General features: G+C 65.9%; 16 protein-coding genes. 10 read left to right on the top strand and 6 right to left on the bottom strand.

The window, feature by feature from the left end:
* The coding region (locus tag CH339_RS19050) for an ATP-dependent helicase (protein ID WP_111435968.1) at positions 1-2,199 on the top strand (2,199 nt) is incomplete at its 5' end.
* A gap of 435 nt (positions 2,200-2,634) precedes the next feature.
* Here CH339_RS19050 and CH339_RS19055 read toward each other — a convergent pair.
* On the bottom strand, positions 2,635-3,159 hold the full coding sequence (locus tag CH339_RS19055; RefSeq protein ID WP_111435969.1) for a PAS domain-containing protein: 525 nt from the start codon (positions 3,157-3,159) through the stop codon (positions 2,635-2,637).
* A 201-nt stretch (positions 3,160-3,360) separates the two neighbouring features.
* On the opposite strand from CH339_RS19055, the gene CH339_RS19060 reads away from it, so the two are divergent.
* Positions 3,361-4,224, top strand: coding sequence for a 50S ribosomal protein L11 methyltransferase (locus tag CH339_RS19060; RefSeq protein WP_111435970.1), 864 nt, complete (start codon positions 3,361-3,363; stop codon positions 4,222-4,224).
* Positions 4,225-4,346: 122 nt separating this feature from the next.
* Here the strand turns inward: CH339_RS19060 and CH339_RS24790 are convergent, their stop codons facing one another.
* The gene (locus tag CH339_RS24790; RefSeq protein ID WP_170138582.1) at positions 4,347-4,484 is read right to left on the bottom strand and encodes a hypothetical protein; all 138 of its coding nucleotides are present in this window, start codon (positions 4,482-4,484) and stop codon (positions 4,347-4,349) included.
* Positions 4,485-4,819: 335 nt separating this feature from the next.
* Between CH339_RS24790 and CH339_RS19065 the strand changes: the two genes are divergently transcribed.
* The 5 genes from CH339_RS19065 (at position 4,820) to CH339_RS19085 (ending at position 9,563) form a co-directional block, all read left to right on the top strand.
* Positions 4,820-6,640 carry an aminopeptidase P family protein gene (locus CH339_RS19065; protein WP_111435971.1) on the top strand — a complete coding sequence of 607 codons (1,821 nt, stop codon included), beginning with the start codon at positions 4,820-4,822 and terminating at the stop codon, positions 6,638-6,640.
* Positions 6,641-6,760: 120 nt separating this feature from the next.
* Entirely contained in the window at positions 6,761-7,066 is a 306-nt protein-coding gene (locus tag CH339_RS19070) for a nickel-binding protein (protein ID WP_111435972.1), read from the top strand.
* A 39-nt stretch (positions 7,067-7,105) separates the two neighbouring features.
* Positions 7,106-7,642, top strand: coding sequence for a DUF4142 domain-containing protein (locus CH339_RS19075; RefSeq protein WP_111435973.1), 537 nt, complete (start codon positions 7,106-7,108; stop codon positions 7,640-7,642).
* Positions 7,643-7,731: 89 nt separating this feature from the next.
* Positions 7,732-8,397, top strand: a complete 666-nt coding sequence (locus CH339_RS19080) for a Crp/Fnr family transcriptional regulator (protein WP_111435974.1) — start codon at positions 7,732-7,734, stop codon at positions 8,395-8,397.
* A 125-nt stretch (positions 8,398-8,522) separates the two neighbouring features.
* A complete protein-coding gene (locus CH339_RS19085) occupies positions 8,523-9,563 on the top strand; it encodes a phytanoyl-CoA dioxygenase family protein (protein WP_111435975.1) in 1,041 nt (346 codons plus the stop codon).
* 21 nt (positions 9,564-9,584) lie between these two features.
* Here CH339_RS19085 and CH339_RS19090 read toward each other — a convergent pair whose 3' ends face one another.
* Together CH339_RS19090 and CH339_RS19095 are read right to left on the bottom strand one after the other, a co-directional pair.
* Positions 9,585-11,624, bottom strand: a complete 2,040-nt coding sequence (locus tag CH339_RS19090) for a methyl-accepting chemotaxis protein (protein ID WP_111435976.1) — start codon at positions 11,622-11,624, stop codon at positions 9,585-9,587.
* Between the two features lie 166 nt (positions 11,625-11,790).
* Entirely contained in the window at positions 11,791-12,216 is a 426-nt protein-coding gene (locus tag CH339_RS19095; protein WP_111435977.1) for a MerR family transcriptional regulator, read from the bottom strand.
* A gap of 75 nt (positions 12,217-12,291) precedes the next feature.
* Between CH339_RS19095 and CH339_RS19100 the strand changes: the two genes are divergently transcribed.
* Complete coding sequence (locus CH339_RS19100; RefSeq protein ID WP_111435978.1) at positions 12,292-12,924, top strand: cation efflux transmembrane domain-containing protein; 633 nt, start codon at positions 12,292-12,294, stop codon at positions 12,922-12,924.
* Between the two features lie 24 nt (positions 12,925-12,948).
* On the opposite strand, the gene CH339_RS19105 is transcribed toward CH339_RS19100, so the two are convergent.
* Together CH339_RS19105 and CH339_RS19110 are read right to left on the bottom strand one after the other, a co-directional pair.
* On the bottom strand, positions 12,949-14,586 hold the full coding sequence (locus CH339_RS19105) for a chloride channel protein (protein ID WP_111435979.1): 1,638 nt from the start codon (positions 14,584-14,586) through the stop codon (positions 12,949-12,951).
* Between the two features lie 18 nt (positions 14,587-14,604).
* A complete protein-coding gene (locus CH339_RS19110) occupies positions 14,605-15,132 on the bottom strand; it encodes a thioesterase family protein (RefSeq protein ID WP_111435980.1) in 528 nt (175 codons plus the stop codon).
* A 231-nt stretch (positions 15,133-15,363) separates the two neighbouring features.
* Between CH339_RS19110 and CH339_RS19115 the strand changes: the two genes are divergently transcribed.
* On the top strand, positions 15,364-16,776 hold the full coding sequence (locus tag CH339_RS19115) for an FAD-binding oxidoreductase (protein ID WP_111435981.1): 1,413 nt from the start codon (positions 15,364-15,366) through the stop codon (positions 16,774-16,776).
* A 148-nt stretch (positions 16,777-16,924) separates the two neighbouring features.
* On the top strand, positions 16,925-17,235 hold a 311-nt coding region (locus tag CH339_RS19120; RefSeq protein WP_245408175.1), incomplete at its 3' end, for an AsmA family protein.

Here is a 17,235-nt window from a genome sequence, read left to right on the forward strand (position 1 = left end):
GTGCTGGTGCTGGCCGGTGCCGGCACCGGCAAGACCCGGGTGCTGACGACGCGCATCGCTCACATTCTCGCGAGCGGCCGGGCCTGGCCGAGCCAGATCCTCGCCGTCACCTTCACCAACAAAGCGGCGCGGGAGATGCGCGAACGGATCGGCCGGCTGGTCGGCGGCTCGGTGGAGGGCATGCCCTGGCTCGGCACGTTCCACGCCATCGGCACCAAGATCCTCCGGCGCCATGCCGAACTGGTCGATCTGCGCTCCGACTTCACCATCCTCGATACGGACGACCAGATCCGCCTCATCAAGCAGGTGATCCAGGCCGACGGGCTCGACGACAAGCGCTGGCCGGCGCGCCAGTTCGCCGGGCGGATCGACCACTGGAAGAACCGCGGCCTGATGCCGGAGGATCTTTCGGAGGGCGAAGGCCGCACCTTCGGCAATGGTCGCGGGCGCATCCTCTATGCCGCCTATCAGGAGCGGCTGAAGACGCTGAACGCCTGCGATTTCGGCGATCTCCTCTGCCACGTCATCAAGCTGTTCCGGAACAACCACGACGTCCTTGCCGATTTCCAGGGCCGGTTCCGCTTCATGCTGGTCGACGAGTACCAGGACACCAACGTCGCCCAGTATCTGTTCCTACGGCTTCTCGCCCAGAACAATCCGAACCTTTGCTGCGTCGGCGACGACGACCAGTCGATCTATGGCTGGCGCGGGGCCGAGGTCGACAACATCCTGCGCTTCGAGCACGACTTTCCCGGCGCAACGGTGATCCGGCTGGAGCGCAATTACCGCTCCACGGCGCATATCCTCGGCGCCGCCTCCCATCTCATCGCCCACAATGACGGCCGGCTCGGCAAGACGCTGTTCACCGAGGCCGACGATCCGGATGCCGACCGGGTCGCGGTGCGGGCGTCCTGGGATTCGGAGGAAGAGGCGCGCCAGATCGGCGACGAGATCGAGGCGCTGCAGGGCAAGGGCCATTCGCTGGACCAGATGGCGATCCTCGTCCGCGCGTCCTTCCAGATGCGCGAGTTCGAGGACCGGTTCGTCACCCTCGGCCTGCCCTACCGGGTGATCGGCGGCCCGCGCTTTTACGAGCGCATGGAGATCCGCGATGCGCTCGCCTATTTCCGCGCCACGCTGCAGCCGGCCGACGACCTCGCCTTCGAGCGCATCGTCAACAAGCCGAAGAGGGGCCTTGGCGAGGTGACGCTGAAGCTCGTCCACGAACAGGCGCGGGCGCGCAACATTCCCTTGATGCAGGCCGCGAACGACCTCGTCCAGACCGAGGAGATGCGGCCGCAGGCGCGCAATTCGCTGTCGGGCGTTCTGAAATCCTTCGCACGCTGGCGCGATCTCATCGAGACCCTGCCGCACACCGAGCTCGCCGAGATGATCCTCGATGAGTCCGGCTACACCGAGATGTGGCAGAACGACCGCTCGCCGGACGCACCGGGGCGGCTGGAAAACCTCAAGGAGCTCATCCGCTCCATGGAGGAGTTCGATTCCCTCGCCGGGTTCCTGGAGCACGTCTCGCTGGTGATGGATGCGGACCGGGCCGACGGCGCCGATGCCGTCAATCTGATGACACTGCATTCGGCCAAGGGGCTGGAGTTCGACACCGTGTTCCTGCCCGGCTGGGAGGAGGGGCTGTTCCCGCACCAGCGCGCCCTCGACGAGGGCGGGCGTTCGGGCCTGGAAGAGGAGCGCCGGCTCGCCTATGTGGGGCTGACGCGGGCGCGGGATCGCGTCCACGTGTTCTTTGCCTCCAACCGGCGCATCCACGGCATGTGGCAGTCCTCGGTGCCCTCGCGGTTCCTCGACGAACTGCCGGCCGAGCATGTCGACGTGGTGGAGCAGAACACAAACTATGGCGGCTATGGCGGCCGGCCCTACGGCGCCAGCCGCTTCGACAAGGCCGAGACGTTTTCCTCAAGCAGCTACACGACGCCCGGCTGGCAAAGGGCACAGAAATCCGGCCGCCCGCAGCGGCAGCCCCAGGGCCGTGCGCCGATGATCGAGGGCGAACTGGTCGCTAAAAGCGTCACCGGCACGGAGAGCCTTTATTCCGTCGGCGAGCGGGTGTTCCATATGAAATTCGGCTACGGCGCGATTTCCCAGATCGACGGAAACAAGCTGACCATCGATTTCGAAAAGGCCGGGCGTAAAAGGGTGCTGGATTCGTTTGTGGAGCGGCATTGAGGGTTTTGCGCTCGGGCGCCGTAAGGCTTTTCGGCGCAACGGCGCTGGCGTACGTTCGGGCTTGCGACGCCTGGCGGCGTCAGGATGGGGGTTGAGGGTCGGCCGACGCATGTGCCTCTTACTCCGCGTCACCACCGGACTTGATCCGGTGGTCCATGAGGCTTTTCCTCTTGCTACTACCTAAGTAATTGAAATCAAATGCCCTATGGATTGCCGGGTCGAGCCCGGCAATGACGCCGGAGATGGGGACGGGGCTGGTTCCTGGCCGGCTTCCGCAATAGCGTGGCGGCCGCCGCCGCTCTGGATTGCTTCGCTGCGCTCGCAATGACGGCGTATTGAAATTCCGCTTACTTTTCAATGTCATTGCGAGGAGGCCGATAGGCCGACGCGGCAATCCAGGGAGGCTTTCTCCATGGTTCCGAAATGCCGCCCGCCTCACAATGTCAGGACGAACTCGTCATACTCTTTCGACGCCGACCTCAGCAGGTCGTCGATGGCGGCGAGGGAGCGGGCGAGGCCCTCTTTCCGGTTCTTTTCCGCCCGTTCCTTGGCCAGGAGGTCGGCGTAGAGCGGCTCGATCGTGTTTGTCAGGATCTCCCGGTCCGGTACCCTTCGGTTGGAGTGGTAGCCGACGATGTTGCCGGCCGGATCGAAGGACGGGGTGGCGTGGGCGAACACCCAGTAGTAGCGGCCGTCGCGGGCGAGGTTCTTGACGTAGCCGAAGATCTCCCGGCCGTCGGCGATGGTGTCCCAGAGCAGCTTGAAGACGGCGCGCGGCATGTCCGGATGGCGGATGATGTTGTGCGGTTGGCCGAGGAGTTCCTTCTCCAAATAGCCGGCTACATCCAGGAAGACGCGGTTGGCGTAAGTGATCCGGCCCTTCAGGTCGGTCTTGGATACAATGATATCATCGTCTGCGAAGAATATCTCTTCGTCTACGGGCGCAATTTTGCTGGACATGCCGGAGCATCCTGAACATTCCGATCCATTATGCTTGGACTATGAAATTATATATTTGAGATATTGTTAAATTGCCGACGTGCGCGCGAAGCGTTGCCACGGTGCCAAAAAACCCGCCGGACCGATTCATTTGACGCGTAAAACCCACTATGGTCCGCCGGCCGCGACGGTCGTCGCGACGCAGAACTTCGGAGGCAAGGAATGTTTCGGGCGGTTGCCTATCTCAGCGAGCAGGAGGCGCGGACGCTGTCCGCGATCTTCATGGAGGACGAGACCAGCGGCGCGCTCGCCTCGGCCGCCCTTGAGGAAAGCGAAACGCGCTGGTTCTGCGAGGTGCTGTTCGATGCGGCGCCGGAGGCGGCGACGCTCGATGCCTATGCGCACGACATGACCGGCATCGAGGCCGCTTTCCAGGTATCGGAGCTGCCGGATATCGACTGGGTGGCCAAGAGCCTTGAGGGCCTCACCGCCGTGACGGCCGGCCGCTTCGTGGTGCACGGCGCCCATGAGCGGGCGTCGGTGCCGGCCAACGCAGTCGGCATCGAAATCGAGGCCGGCCAGGCCTTCGGCACGGGACACCACGCGACGACCTGGGGCTGCCTTGTCGCCATTGACCGGCTGACCAGGAAGCGCGCCTACAGGCATCCGCTCGACCTCGGCTGCGGCTCGGGCGTCCTGGCCATCGGCCTTGCCAAGGTGCTGCGCGGCAAGGTGCTGGCGAGCGACATCGATCCGGTCGCGGTCCGTGTGGCGCGCGGCAATGCCCGCCTCAATGGGGCGTCGGCTTTCGTGACGACGGTGGTCGCCGGCGGCATGCGGCACCGGGCGATCGCCAGCGCGACGCCGTTCGACCTCGTCGTCGCCAATATCCTTGCCCGGCCGCTGAGGGCGCTCGCCTTCGACATCGCGCATGCGATGGCGCCCGGCGGCGACCTCATCCTGTCGGGTCTGCGGCTTGCCGACGTGCGCCGCATCCATGCGACCTATCGGGCCGCAGGGTTTTCGCGCGTCGCCGAGATTCAGCGCGACGGCTGGGCGACACTTGTACTGAGGTTCGGGTACTGAGGTTTGGGTGAGAAACGGCTCCGCCGGAACGCTTCGGGGGAGTGTCCGATCCGTACCGGGGTCGGGGGCGTACCCCCGAGCCGGTCGGTTCGATTTCTTGTGGGGTTGGCGGGTCGCCGGGATCAGTAGGGGAAGGGGTTGGCCCCTTCGGCCTCGATCTTTTTCCGGTCGTAGCCCAGCTCGGCGAGCGTTTCGTCGTCGAGGGTCAACAGATAACCGTTGACATATTTCTTGGCCTGAAGCTCGCGACCTCTGGTCACCTTGTCAAGCATCCGCCGCAAAGCGGAGGAGGTGGACGTGGTTACTTTGGTCGTAAGTTCTGCCGTGGATGCTATTGCAATCGCCATGATACGATATCCTTTGATCGTGGCGGGCGATCATCCCTAGACACGAATAAGTATAAGAACGAAATTGATATTCGGTATCCCCGGAACGGAATGCCAGACTTGCGTTTTTCGCAGGTGCGAACGCATTTTTTCGCGGTGCAGCATAATTGATGTGCGAAAACCGCCGGTTTTTGATGCTTAATGCCGATTTGCTGGGCAGACACCATTCCGCCGTTGCAGGGCGGCAAATCCCATCGTATGGAACGCGGATGTACCAGTCCTTTGACGACATTGCCGATCCCGCCGCGGCGCTGCCGCGTATACAGCGCCTGCGCGAGGATCTTGCGCGACGCTCGCTCGACGGGTTCCTCGTGCCGCGCGCCGACGAGCACCAGGGCGAGTATGTGCCGCCCAATGCCGAACGCCTCAGCTACATCTCCGGTTTCACCGGGTCCGCCGGCCTTGCCATCGTGCTGGCCAACGAGGCGGCGGTGTTCGTCGACGGCCGCTACACCGTGCAGGTGGTCGAGCAGGTCGATGCCGACACGTTCCAGGCCATCCACATGGCCGACCAGATGCCGCGCGACTGGCTGAAGGCGCGGCTCGGTGCGGGGATGTGCATCGGCTACGACCCGATGCTGCATCCGCTCGGCGAGGTCCGCAAATACGAGGCCCTGTGTGCGGAAGCCGGCGCGGAGTTCGTGCCTTGCGAGAGCAATCCGCTGGACGCCACCTGGGACGACCGGCCGGCGCCTCCGCTCGGCCCCGTGCATCTCCACCCGATCGACTATGCCGGCGAAGAGGCGCGCGACAAGATCGCCCGCATCGACGGCATCCTTGCCGAGAAGAAGGCCGATGCGGCGGTGCTGACGACGCCGGAGTCGATCTGCTGGCTGTTCAACATCCGCGGCTCCGACGTCACCCATGTGCCGCTGGTGACGAGCTTTGCGATCCTCAACCGGGAGGCCAAGCCGCAGCTCTTCGTCGACGGCCGCAAGCTCTCCGATACGGTGCGCGATGGGCTTTCCGGCCTTGCCGAGATTGCCGAGCCCGATGCGCTCCCTGCCGGGCTCGACGCGCTCGGTGCGGCGGGCAAACGGGTGCTGGTCGACCCCAACATTGCCGGCGCGGCGATCCCGCGGCGGATCGAGGCGGCCGGTGGCACGGTCGTGGAAGGCGCCGATCCGGTGCTGCTTCCGAAGGCGACCAAGAACGCCGCGGAGATCGACGGCGCCCGCGCCGCCCATGCCCGCGACGGCGTGGCGCTGGCGAAATTCCTTGCCTGGTTCGACAAGACCGCGCCCGGCGGCGAGCTCACCGAGATCGCGGCGGCAAAGAAGCTGGAAGAGTTCCGCGCCGCCTGCGGCATGCTGAAGGACCTCTCCTTCGATTCCATTTCCGCGGCCGGCCCGCATGCGGCGATCCCGCATTACCGGGTCAGCTATTCCAGCAATCTCCGGATCGAGCCGGGCATGCTCTACCTGATCGATTCCGGCGGCCAGTATCCGGACGGCACCACGGACGTCACCCGGACTGTCGCGGTCGGCGAGCCGACAGCGGAGATGCGCGACCGCTTCACCCGCGTCCTCAAGGGCCATATCGCGATTTCGACGGCGAAGTTCCCGAAGGGCACCTCGGGCGCCCAACTCGATGCGCTGGCGCGGATGGCGCTGTGGAAGGTCGGGCTCGACTTCGACCACGGCACCGGCCACGGCGTCGGCGCCTATCTCTCCGTCCACGAGGGGCCGCAGCGGATTTCCAAGGCCGGCTCGGTGCCGCTGGAAGCCGGCATGATCGTCTCCAACGAGCCAGGCTACTACAAGGCCGGCCATTTCGGCATCCGCATCGAGAACCTGGAACTCGTCACCGACCCGTGCGCGGTGCCGGACGGCGAGCGGGCGATGCACGCCATGGAGACGCTGACCATGGCGCCGATCGACCGGCGCCTCGTCGTCGCGGAGATGCTGACGGCGGAGGAGCGCGGCTGGCTCGACACTTACCACGCGCTGGTCTTCACCGAGATCGGTCCGCAGGTCGACAACGGCACCTATCGCTGGCTTGAAAAAGCGACGCGGCCGATCGCCGACTGAGGAATCACGACCTTCCTGGAAAAACGTCCGGCTTTGTAGCTTCGGCTACAGAGGCCGGTCCGCGACGCGCCTAGGAGTCCTTCTCGACGGTTCAACCGACACCGAAGAAAGGACACGGCCATGCGCCCCATGAAATTTTTCATCGATACCCACGACGCCGCGAAGGAGACCTTCCCGCCCGGCCTGACGCCGGTGCAGTTCGACGGCTTCTTTGCCCAATATGAAGAGGCCTGCGCCGAGGAAGAGGTCGTCATCCTCAGGGTTCATGTGGCCTACGAAGCGGGCCGGGCGTTCTGCTTCACCATGGCGCCGAACGCCGATTGCGTGCGCCGGGCCCATGAGCGGGTCTCGCTGCCGTTCGACTCGATCTGCGAGGTCAAGACGGCAACGCCCGGCGATACCTTCTTTCGCCCGCATGCCGCGTAGGGCCGTGTTCCAACGGCCCTTTGAAACAGGGAGATCCAGATGATGCGTTTTCTCAGCGGTGCCTTTGCCGCCATTCTTGCCCTTTCCGTGGCACAGGCCAGTCCGGCCGGTGCTGCCGAAGGCCTCAACGATGCAACCATTTTCGCCATTTTCGACCAGGCCAACATGGCCGACATCGCCACCGGCCGGCTCGGCTGGAAGAAGGGCGACAGCGAGGAAGTGCGGGCGCTGGCCAAGATGGTCGTCACCGACCACAGCGCTGTGCAGCGGATGGGCCGGGACGTCGCGGAAACGATGGGCATCCTTGGCACGCCGCCGGATGGCGACGGATCCTGGGCTGCCCAGGCCGCCGCTCTGGAAAAGCTCGACAAGCTATCCGGCCGGGAATTCGACGAGGCCTATCTGCGTTATGAGATCGCCTACCACACCGCCGTCATCGAGGCGATCGAGACGACGCTGCTGCCGGCGATCGAGGACCCGGATTTCAAGGCGCTGGTGGAAAAGGTGCTGCCGGGGTTCAAGCACCACCTCGCCGCCACCCGGCAAGCGGCCGATGGGATGGGCATCGGCTACTGACCGCTCACCGCATTGACGCCGGCCCGGAATCGGCGCTCCCATGCCGGAGCGCCGGTGCGGGGCCGGCGCAGGCCGGGGGGCGCAGGCGAATGGGCGAAGACGCGATGCGGTTCGTGGAGCGCATGAGCGAGAAGGGCCGGGCGCTCCTTGCCGAGCGGCTGGTGCGCAAGTCGTTTGCCAGGGGGAGCAGGGTGATCGACCGGGGCGATGCCGTCTCCGGCGCCTATTTCGTGCTCGACGGCGCGTTGCGGGTGTTCACGGTCGGCGCGACCGGCAAGCAGGCAACACTTTACCGGATCGAGCCCGGCGAGACATGCGTCCTGGCGCTCAACGCGCTCTTCAACGACGTGCTCTATCCGGCCTTCGTGGAGGCGGCGGCCGAGACCACCATCGGCGTCGTGCCGGGCAGCACCTATCGCATGCTGTTCGCCAGCGAGGCGCCGATCCAGGACCTCACGGTGCGGGCACTGTCCTCCGCCGTCTTCGGCATCATGAACGAGCTGGAACGGCACACCACCCAGACCGTCGCGCAGCGGCTTGCCGGATACCTCCTCCTGAAGGCGGCGGCCGACGGCACGGTGTGCAACACCCAGCAGGAGCTGGCCGCGGAAATCGGCACGACGCGCGAGGTGATCGGCCGGCTGATGGCGCAGTTCGCCGAACAGGGACTGGTGAAGACCGGGCGCGGCCGCATCATGCTGGTCGACCGCCGGCGCCTCGGCGCCGGTCCGGGGTCCGGCTGCGATGCGATCTGAGCCCGCATCGGACGGTTTTCTTGCCCCCGTTCTCCAGGCAAGGTAAAAATACCGACGGGGGATATTCGTTTTATCCGGAGATCTGACGAGCCGACGCGCGGCGGCGGATCCGGGCGGAGGTGTCGATGCCGAGATCTGCACTGTCCTACCTGAAGGCGCCGCTCTGGGCAGCGGAGCTTGCCACCGGCGCCAAGTCGTTCCAGGCCAATCCGATCATCGGCAGCCCGGCGCTCAACGAGCGCGGCCTCCATGTGGCGCGCATCCGTGCAGCCGAGAAGATGGCCGACTGGCGGCGGTCGCAGATGCGCCATCTGGCAACGCCGGAGGACCGCGCGGCGTTCGAGCGCGACGGCTTCGTCATCAAGAAGAACGTCCTGTCCGACGGCGATTTTTCAAGGCTGCGCGAGGAGCTGGTCGAAGGCACTTTCGAGGCGCGGGAGATGCGCCAGGGCGCCACCGTCACCCGCTTCGTACCCCTCGACCGCACGCTGCTGGAGCGCCTGCCGGTGACGCGGGAACTGGTGACCGGGCCCCTGTTCCAGGGGCTGCTGCGCTACATGGCCTCGTTCAATGCCGAGCCCATCCTGTTCCTGCACATCGTCCTCACCGACCCCTCGCGCGGCGACCAGGACCCGCAGACGGCGGTCCATTCCGACACCTTCCAGCCGACCGCCAAGTGCTGGTTCTTCATGCACGATATCGCCGAGGATGAGGGGCCTTATACCTATGTGCCGGGCTCGCACCGGATGACGCCGGGGCGGATCGCCTGGGAATACAAGAAGAGCCTGACGGCGCACGCCGATCCGGTCGTCTACCATGCCCGGGGCTCGTTCCGGGCGACGCTGGAAGACCTTGAGGAGATGGGCTTTCCGGCGCCGGTCTCCGTTACCGTACCGGCCAACAGCTTCGTCGTTGCCGACACCCACGGCTTCCATGCCCGCGCCGTCAGCACCAAGCCGACGGTGCGCTTCGGCATCTACGGCTCGCTGCGCGGCAGTCCGTTTGCGCCGCTCACCGGGCTCGATCCGGCGCGGCTGCCGATGATGTCGAACCGCAAGGTCGGCTGGTACGTCAACTGGCTTGATCTCAGGGAAAGGCTCGGCGGCAAGAAGACGCCGCTGCAGCCGGCCGGGCCCATGAAACCCATGGACCCGGTGAAGCGGTAAATCACCGTCGGTAATGCCGGCTCAGGCGCTGCGCACCTGCTTCAGGAACGTCTCCATTTCGGCGCGCAGGCGATCGGCCTGTCCGGCCAGCGCCTCCGCCGACGACAGCACCTTTCCGGACGACGAGGTGGTGCTGGTCGCCATGTTGCGGATGTCGCCGACCGCGTCGGTGACCGCCAGCGTGCCTTCGGCGGCCTGGTTGACGCTGCGGGCGATCTCCTGGGTTGCCGCGGACTGTTCGTCGACGGCGGCGGCGATCGCCGAGGCGATGTCGTTCAGATTGGTGATGGTGGACGAGATCGTGCCGATGGCCTCGGACGACTGGGAGGTGGTCGACTGGATTTCGCCGATCTGCTCGGAGATCTCCGTCGTCGCCTTGGCGGTCTGTTCCGCCAGCGTCTTGACCTCGGACGCGACGACCGCAAACCCCTTGCCGGCCTCGCCGGCGCGGGCCGCCTCGATGGTGGCGTTGAGGGCAAGGAGGTTGGTCTGCTCGGCGATGTCCTGGATCAGGGTGATGATGTCGCCGATGCGGCTGGCCGCGCTTGACAGGGCGTTAACGCGGTCGACGGTGGCCTGGGCCTCGCCGACGGCGCGGGTCGACATTTCCGAGGACTGGGCGACCTGGCGGCCGACCTCCTGGACGGAGGAGGCAAGCTCCTCGGTGGCCGAGGCGACGGACTGGACGTTGCCGTTGGTCTCGTCGGAGAGCCGCGAGACCGAGGCCGCCTTGCCGGAGGTCTCCTCGCTCGACGAGGTCATGGTGCGCGAGGCGCTTTGCAGGTCGCTGACGGCCTTGGAGACGGCGTCGGCGATGGTGCCGACATTGCGCTCGAAGTCGTCGGCGAGTTCGGCCATTGCGACCCGCTTTTCCTCCTCGGCCTTCTCGCGCATCGCGGCCTGTTCGCCCTGCAGGCGCTGGCGCTCGATGAGATTGTCCTTGAAGACCCTGACCGAGGCGGTGAGGTCGCCGATCTCGTCGCGCGACGACCAGTCCGGGATGTCGGCGGAGGCATCGCCCGAGGCCAGGGCGTTGGTCACCTTGGCGATCCGGCAGATTCGGTAGGAGATGGTGCGGGCGGCAAACACATAGGCGAAGATGCCGAAGGCGATGGTCAAAAGGGCGATTGCGGCCATGACGATCGAGGCCGTCACGGTTTCCTGCCGCAGGTTCTCCATCTTGGCGTCTATGTGCTTGTGGATGACGGCCTCGGCGGCATCGGCGTCGTCCATCAGGGCTTCATAGGTCTGGTCGAAGGCTTCGTCGGCGTCTGAGCCGGCCGTGCCGACGAGATTCCGTTTTGCATAACGCTCCTTGGCGACCGCGATCAGGCGGCCGAGATCGTCGGTGACGGCGGCGATGTCGGCGGAAGGAGCCGCGCCGAGGCCGGCAACGGCCTCTTGGGCGGCGGCCAGGTTGCCGGTCACCTTGCCGAAGTCCTCGTCGTCGTCACCGCCGAGGATTTCGGCAATCAGCCAATGGGCCTCGGCGAGATGGAAGCGGCCCGCGCCGATCCTGCGCTGGGCGTCGGCATTGCCGGCAAACGCCGGCTCCTCGGCAAGGGCGGCGATGCGCCGGGTCAGGTCGTCGGACAGGGTGTCATAGACCTCGTCGGGATTGGTACCGGAGCCCTGGGCGAGGGCCCGGTACGCGTAACGCTCTCTGGCTGCGGCGGTGAAGATCTCGAGGTCCTTGCCGACCTTGGTGATCTTTTCACGCACGGCTTCGGATTCGCTGGGATAATAGGTGCGGCCGTCGGCCTTGCCGCCTTCCAGGATGGCAGTGACATGGAATCGGGCCTGGTCGAGCAGCTGCCAGACCTCGTCGATGCTCTCGCCCTCGTCGCCGGCCATGATCTCCTCGAACAGGAGATGGGCGCGGGTGGCGCCGAGCTTGATCTCCATCGCCGCTTCGGCGAGCGGCGCCAGCTTGACGCCGGCCTCGACACCGTCGTCACCGACCACGGAGGTCGCGCGATGGCCGACAAAACCGGTGGCGATGACGAGAAGCAGCAGGCCGCCGAAAAGCAGCGCCATCTTGCGCGTGATTGTCCATCTCATTGCCGGAGTCCCTTTCCGAGGCCGGTATTGGTCGTATTTCGGATAGGGAATCTACTTCAGCGATCATTATCGGAACATTAACGTTACGGGTTGCCCGCCATTTTGACTTTAAATGAGCTTTTACTATTAAGTTATTTTCAATATTAAATCATTTTAATACATTGTATTACTTGGATGAACGGCCTCCTGGCAGGTCCGCGGCGTCCTCGGCAAGGGCATGGATGACGTAGCAATCGCCGATCTGGTCGGCGTGGCAGGTGGTAACGATCCGGGTCAATTCCGCCTCCAGCCGCTTCAACTGGGCGATGCGGGCGCGGATGTGCTCCAAATGGGCGCCGGCGATGCGGTGGGCCTCGGTGCAGGGCATCTCCGGCTGCTGGCTGAGCGTCAGCAGCTCGCGGATGGCATCGAGGGACAGGCCGAGATCGCGGGCGTGGCGGATGAAGGCGAGGCGTTCGAGCGCCGCCTTGCCGTAGCGGCGCTGGTTGCCGCGCGAGCGCTCGGCCGGCGGCAACAGGCCGATTTCTTCGTAATAGCGGATGGTCGGCACCTTGACCTCGGTGCGCTGCGACAGTGCGCCAATCGACAGCATGTGCAGTCTCCCCTTGAACCTCTAGCGACTAGAGAGATTATGTAATGGTCCGAACCGAAGTAAAGAGGTTGGACCATGGGTTCCTGTTGCTCCCACTCGCACGCGTCCTTCGACGGCATGTCGGCCGACTACAAGCGCCGGCTGTGGATCGTGATCGCGCTCAATGCCGGCATGTTTTTCGTTGAAATGACTGCCGGCCAGGTGGCGCGCTCCCAGGCGCTGCAGGCCGACGCGCTCGATTTCCTCGGCGATGCGCTGACCTACGGGCTGTCGCTGGCGGTGATCGGGGCGTCCGTCACCTGGCGCACCAATGCCGCGCTCGCCAAGGGTGTCAGCCTGTCGCTGATGGGGCTCTTCGTGCTCGGCATGACGGTCTACCGTGTCGTCGTCATCGGCGTGCCGGAGGCCGAGGTGATGGGCGTCGTCGGCGTCATGGCGCTCGCCGCCAACCTTGCCAGCGTGCTCCTGCTGATGCGCTACAAGGACGGCGATGCCAATGTGCGCTCCGTCTGGCTGTGCTCGCGCAACGATGCGATCGGCAATGTGGCGGTGATGATGGCGGCCGGCGCGGTCTGGGCGACCGGCACCGGCTGGCCGGACCTCGTCGTCGCCGCGGCGATGGCGGCGCTGTTCCTCTCCTCCTCCTGGCAGATCGTCACCCAGGCGCTCAGCGAGAAGCGCGCCGAGGCCGCGGCCGCGGCGGAGTAAGGGAAGCCTTGGCCGAGCGCCGGGTTACCGGTGCTCTTCGACATTGGCCTCGATGAGGGCGGAGTTGAAATAGCGCAGCGCCCGGATGTGCCAGGCCCGGCCGATGATCTTCGAGGGGTCCCGCCGGTCGACCACGTAAAGGCTCGACCGGCCGCTGGCATCGAAGGCGCGCAGGGCCGTTTCCAGCGTATCGGCGGGCCGGAGGTACGCCTCGCCCTCCTCCGGCTTGAACTCCGGCACCTCCTCGTCCTCCTTCAGCCTTTCCATGAAGTCGGAGACGTGGACGCGCTTGACCAGCCATTTGTGGGCGCCCTCCTGCAGGACGATGCCGCGCATTTCCAGTTGCCAGTGGAAATAGGAGCGGCCGTGGATCGCCTGGGTGATGCCGGTGGCGATCGACACGGTGATGAGGAGGGCGATGGACAGGGCGTAGCCGCCGGTCAGCTCAAAGACGATCATCGCCGTCGATATCGGCGCGCCTAGGGTGGCGGCGGCGACCGCGCCCATGCCGAGGATGGCATAGAGTCCCTCGCTGGAGGCGAGTTCGGGAAAGGCCCTGGCGGCGATGATGCCGAAGGCGCCGCCGGTCATGGCGCCGATATAGAGCGTCGGCGAGAAGATGCCGCCGCCGAAGCGCGAGGCCAGCGTGATCGCGGTCGCCGCCGTCTTGGCGACGAGCAGCGAGATCAGCAGGGCCAGCGGCAGCTCCGTCTTCAACGCCATGTCGGTCGCCTGGTAGCCGACGCCGAGGATCTGCGGGAAGGCGAGGCCGATGATGCCGACCGCAAAGCCGCCGGCCATCGGCCGCATCCAGAACCGCACCGGCATGTTGCGCTCGACCCAGTCGGTGCCGATGAGGGCGAACTGGAAGAGGACCGCGACGAGGGCGCAGGTGAGGCCGAGGAGCGCAAAGGCCGGCAGCTCCCAATAGGACGTGATCTGGTAGTCGGGGATGGAAAAGGCGGCGGCGCCGCCGAACCATATGCGCGACAGCATCGTCCCCAGCACCGAGGAGATGACGATCGGCACGAAGGCCGACAGGGCGTAGTGGCCGAGGATCACCTCATGGGCGAACAGGGCACCGGCAATCGGTGCGTTGAAGGAGGCGGAGACGGCGCTGGCAACGCCGCAGGCGAGCATCACCCGGCGCGCCGAATCGGGCAGCCGGAAGGCCTGGCAGATGGCGGCGCCGAGGGTGGCGCCGAGATGGACGACGGGGCCCTCGCGTCCGGCGCTGCCGCCGACGCCGAGGGAAAAGACGGTGACGGCGGCGGACGACAGGCCGGGCCAGAATTTCAGGCCGCGGCCGCCATTGGCGCGGGCCTCGATGACGTCGGCGACGCCGCCGGCGCGCCGGCCCGGATGCACATGTTCCAGATAGAGCCCGACGAGGAGGCCGCCGGCGGCCGGCGTCAGCACGATGACGTACCAGGGCGCGGCGGCGGTCGCCTCGGCGACCTGTTCGCTCATGGTGCCGAGCCAGACCCACTGCACCGCGCCGATGCCGACGCGAAAGACGATCGCTGCGGCCGAGACGCACACGCCGATGATGATGGCGAGCAGCCAGATGGTCGGCTGGCGGGTGGTCAGGAACAGCCGGACGTTCGGCTGCATCCACTTGACGGCGGTGGTCGGCAGCAGTTTGAAATTTCGCCAGAACATGATCCTCGCCACCGCCGCTCAGGCGCTTTCCCGGCCGGCCTTGTGGGCGATGCGGATGGCGCGGCCGGCGCGCTCGGGCCGGCCGAGCGTCGTTGCCGCGGCATGGAGCGCGTCGAGCCGTTCGCGAATCGGCGCCGGCCAGGGCGCGGTGCGCCGGCTCTCCATGTCGACATGGAGGAACATCTGTTCCGACGTCGCCGACAGGAAGCCCTCCTCGGCGTGGTATAGCTCCTGCCAGGAATGCAGGCGCTTGTCGTCGACGTCGAGGATGCGGCTTTCGACATGGACCGGGGCGCCCTCGGCGAGTTCACGGACGTAGCAGATATGGGCCTCGACGGTGAAGAAGGAGGCGTTCTCGCTGGCCACATAGTCGGGGCCGAGGCCGGCGGCGAGGAAGAATTCGTCAATCGCCGTATCGAAAAGGACGTTGTAATAGGCCATGTTGAGATGGCCGTTGTAATCGATCCATTCCGGCAGCACCGTCTTCCGGGAAGACCGGAACGGCGCCGTGTCTGCGCCGCTCGAAAGGGCGGGGGTGCCGGACATGGAGAGCCTCCTTGGCGACGCTTTCAAAGAGGACGGCGGCCCGCTTCGTGCGGCCCCACATGAAGCCTTTGCCGTCATTCAAGGTTTTTTGATAAGTTGCACACAATGGCGCGGTCGCACAATGACCAGGCAAGAGGGAATTGGGACCAGGCCAAAGGGATTCGGGACCAGGCCGAAGGGAATTGGCGCCCGGCGCCCACATCTGACAAGGTACCTCAGGGAGACAGGCCGATGGCGACATCCGCGATGCTGATTGCGCGCGACGACGCGGCGATCGAGACGGCGGTCGCGCGCCTCATGGAGCGATTCGGCACGCGCTGTGCCACGGGCGAGTCGATCCGCGAACAGCACGGCCACACGACCACGTACCTCACCAACCAGCCGCCCGATGCGGTGGTGTTCGCCTCCTCGACAGAGGAGGTCGCCGAGATCGTGCGGACTTGCGCCGAATTCGGCGTGCCGCTCATCCCGTTCGGCACCGGCACGTCGCTGGAGGGGCACCTCAACGCGCCTGCCGGCGGCATCTCCATCGACCTCAGCGCCATGAACCGGATCGTCGCCGTCAACGCGGAGGATCTCGACTGCACGGTGGAGGCGGGCGTCACCCGCATGCAGCTCAACGAGAATTTGCGCGACCAGGGCCTGTTCTTCCCGATCGATCCCGGCGCCGACGCCAGCCTTGGCGGCATGGCTGCAACGCGGGCTTCGGGCACCAACGCAGTGCGCTACGGCACGATGAAGGACAACGTTCTGGCGCTGACCGCCGTGATGGCGGACGGCACCATCGTCAGGACCGGCTCGCGGGCGCGCAAGTCCTCGGCCGGCTACGACCTCACGCGGCTCCTCGTCGGCTCGGAGGGAACGCTTGCCGTCATCACCGAGGTGACCCTGAAGCTTTCCGGTATCCCGGGGGCGGTCTCGGCCGGCGTCTGCCCGTTCCCGGATGTCGAATCGGCCTGCAACGCGGTCATCATGACCATCCAGTCGGGCCTGCCGGTGGCGCGGATCGAGTTCCTCGACGAGCACCAGGTGCGGGCCTGCAACGCCTATTCCAAGCTGGACCTCGCCGAGATGCCGACCCTCTTTTTGGAGTTCCACGGCACGGAGGCCGGCGTTGCCGAACAGGCCGACCGCTTCGGCGACATTGCCGAGGAATTCGGCGGCGGGCCGTTCGACTGGGCGACCAGGACCGAGGACCGCTCGCGCCTGTGGAAGGCGCGGCACGAGGCTTACTGGGCCTCGCTCAGGCTGAAGCCGGCGGCCAAGGGCGTTTCGACCGACGTCTGCGTGCCGATCTCGCGGCTTGCCGAATGCGTCATGGCGACCCGCGCCGACATCGAGGAGAACGGCTTCACGGCGACCATGGTCGGCCATGTCGGCGACGGCAATTTCCATGTGCTGGTGCTGTTCGATCCGGACAATCCGGACGAGATGGCGGCGACGAACGGCTTCATCGAGCGGCTCAACTGGCGCGCCATCGAGATGGGTGGGACCTGCACCGGCGAGCACGGCATCGGCCAGGGCAAGATGAAGTACATGGCCCGCGAGCATGGACCCGCGCTCGATGTCATGCGCACCATCAAACGCGCCCTCGACCCGGGGAACATCATGAACCCGGGAAAGATATTCACCCTTGACGGCTGAGTGCCGGCAGGAGACCAACCCTTTGCGTCCTTTCGCCCCGACATCTGACACCTGACCCTGACGGAGACTGGTTCTGAATTCCGTCTACATCACCGTTGGCCTGGCGATCATCGCCGTCCTCGTTGCGGCGCTGATCGGGCCGCTGTTCATCGACTGGACGGCCTATCGCGACGTCTTCGAGCGCCACGCCGAGCAGATCGTCGGGCGCCAGGTGAAGATCCTCGGGGATGCCGACGCCTACCTGCTGCCGACGCCGTCGATCACCTTCACCGACATGCGCATTGGCGATGCCAACAACCCGCTGATGATCGTCTCGCGGTTTTCCGCACGGGTCGAACTGGCGCCGCTCCTGAAGGGCGAGGTCAAGGTCATCGACATGACGCTGGAGCGGCCGGACGTGCGGCTTGCCGTCGATGACAAGGGGCAGCTCAGCGCCTTGGGCGACGACGGCAGATCGGA

This window comes from Rhodobium orientis (genome assembly GCF_003258835.1).
Lineage (GTDB): Bacteria > Pseudomonadota > Alphaproteobacteria > Rhizobiales > Rhodobiaceae > Rhodobium > Rhodobium orientis.

What these genes read in the sequence shown, in the direction of transcription:
- CH339_RS19090 (WP_111435976.1), bottom strand. Translation starts at nt 11,624, where the DNA reads ATGAGATGGACAATCACGCGCAAGATGGCGCTGCTTTTCGGCGGCCTG.
- CH339_RS19080 (WP_111435974.1), top strand. Translation starts at nt 7,732, where the DNA reads ATGGGCGAAGACGCGATGCGGTTCGTGGAGCGCATGAGCGAGAAGGGC.
- CH339_RS19055 (WP_111435969.1), bottom strand. Translation starts at nt 3,159, where the DNA reads ATGTCCAGCAAAATTGCGCCCGTAGACGAAGAGATATTCTTCGCAGAC.
- CH339_RS19070 (WP_111435972.1), top strand. Translation starts at nt 6,761, where the DNA reads ATGCGCCCCATGAAATTTTTCATCGATACCCACGACGCCGCGAAGGAG.
- CH339_RS19075 (WP_111435973.1), top strand. Translation starts at nt 7,106, where the DNA reads ATGATGCGTTTTCTCAGCGGTGCCTTTGCCGCCATTCTTGCCCTTTCC.
- CH339_RS19100 (WP_111435978.1), top strand. Translation starts at nt 12,292, where the DNA reads ATGGGTTCCTGTTGCTCCCACTCGCACGCGTCCTTCGACGGCATGTCG.
- CH339_RS19085 (WP_111435975.1), top strand. Translation starts at nt 8,523, where the DNA reads ATGCCGAGATCTGCACTGTCCTACCTGAAGGCGCCGCTCTGGGCAGCG.
- CH339_RS19110 (WP_111435980.1), bottom strand. Translation starts at nt 15,132, where the DNA reads ATGTCCGGCACCCCCGCCCTTTCGAGCGGCGCAGACACGGCGCCGTTC.
- CH339_RS19115 (WP_111435981.1), top strand. Translation starts at nt 15,364, where the DNA reads ATGGCGACATCCGCGATGCTGATTGCGCGCGACGACGCGGCGATCGAG.
- CH339_RS19065 (WP_111435971.1), top strand. Translation starts at nt 4,820, where the DNA reads ATGTACCAGTCCTTTGACGACATTGCCGATCCCGCCGCGGCGCTGCCG.
- CH339_RS19060 (WP_111435970.1), top strand. Translation starts at nt 3,361, where the DNA reads ATGTTTCGGGCGGTTGCCTATCTCAGCGAGCAGGAGGCGCGGACGCTG.
- CH339_RS19095 (WP_111435977.1), bottom strand. Translation starts at nt 12,216, where the DNA reads ATGCTGTCGATTGGCGCACTGTCGCAGCGCACCGAGGTCAAGGTGCCG.
- CH339_RS19105 (WP_111435979.1), bottom strand. Translation starts at nt 14,586, where the DNA reads ATGTTCTGGCGAAATTTCAAACTGCTGCCGACCACCGCCGTCAAGTGG.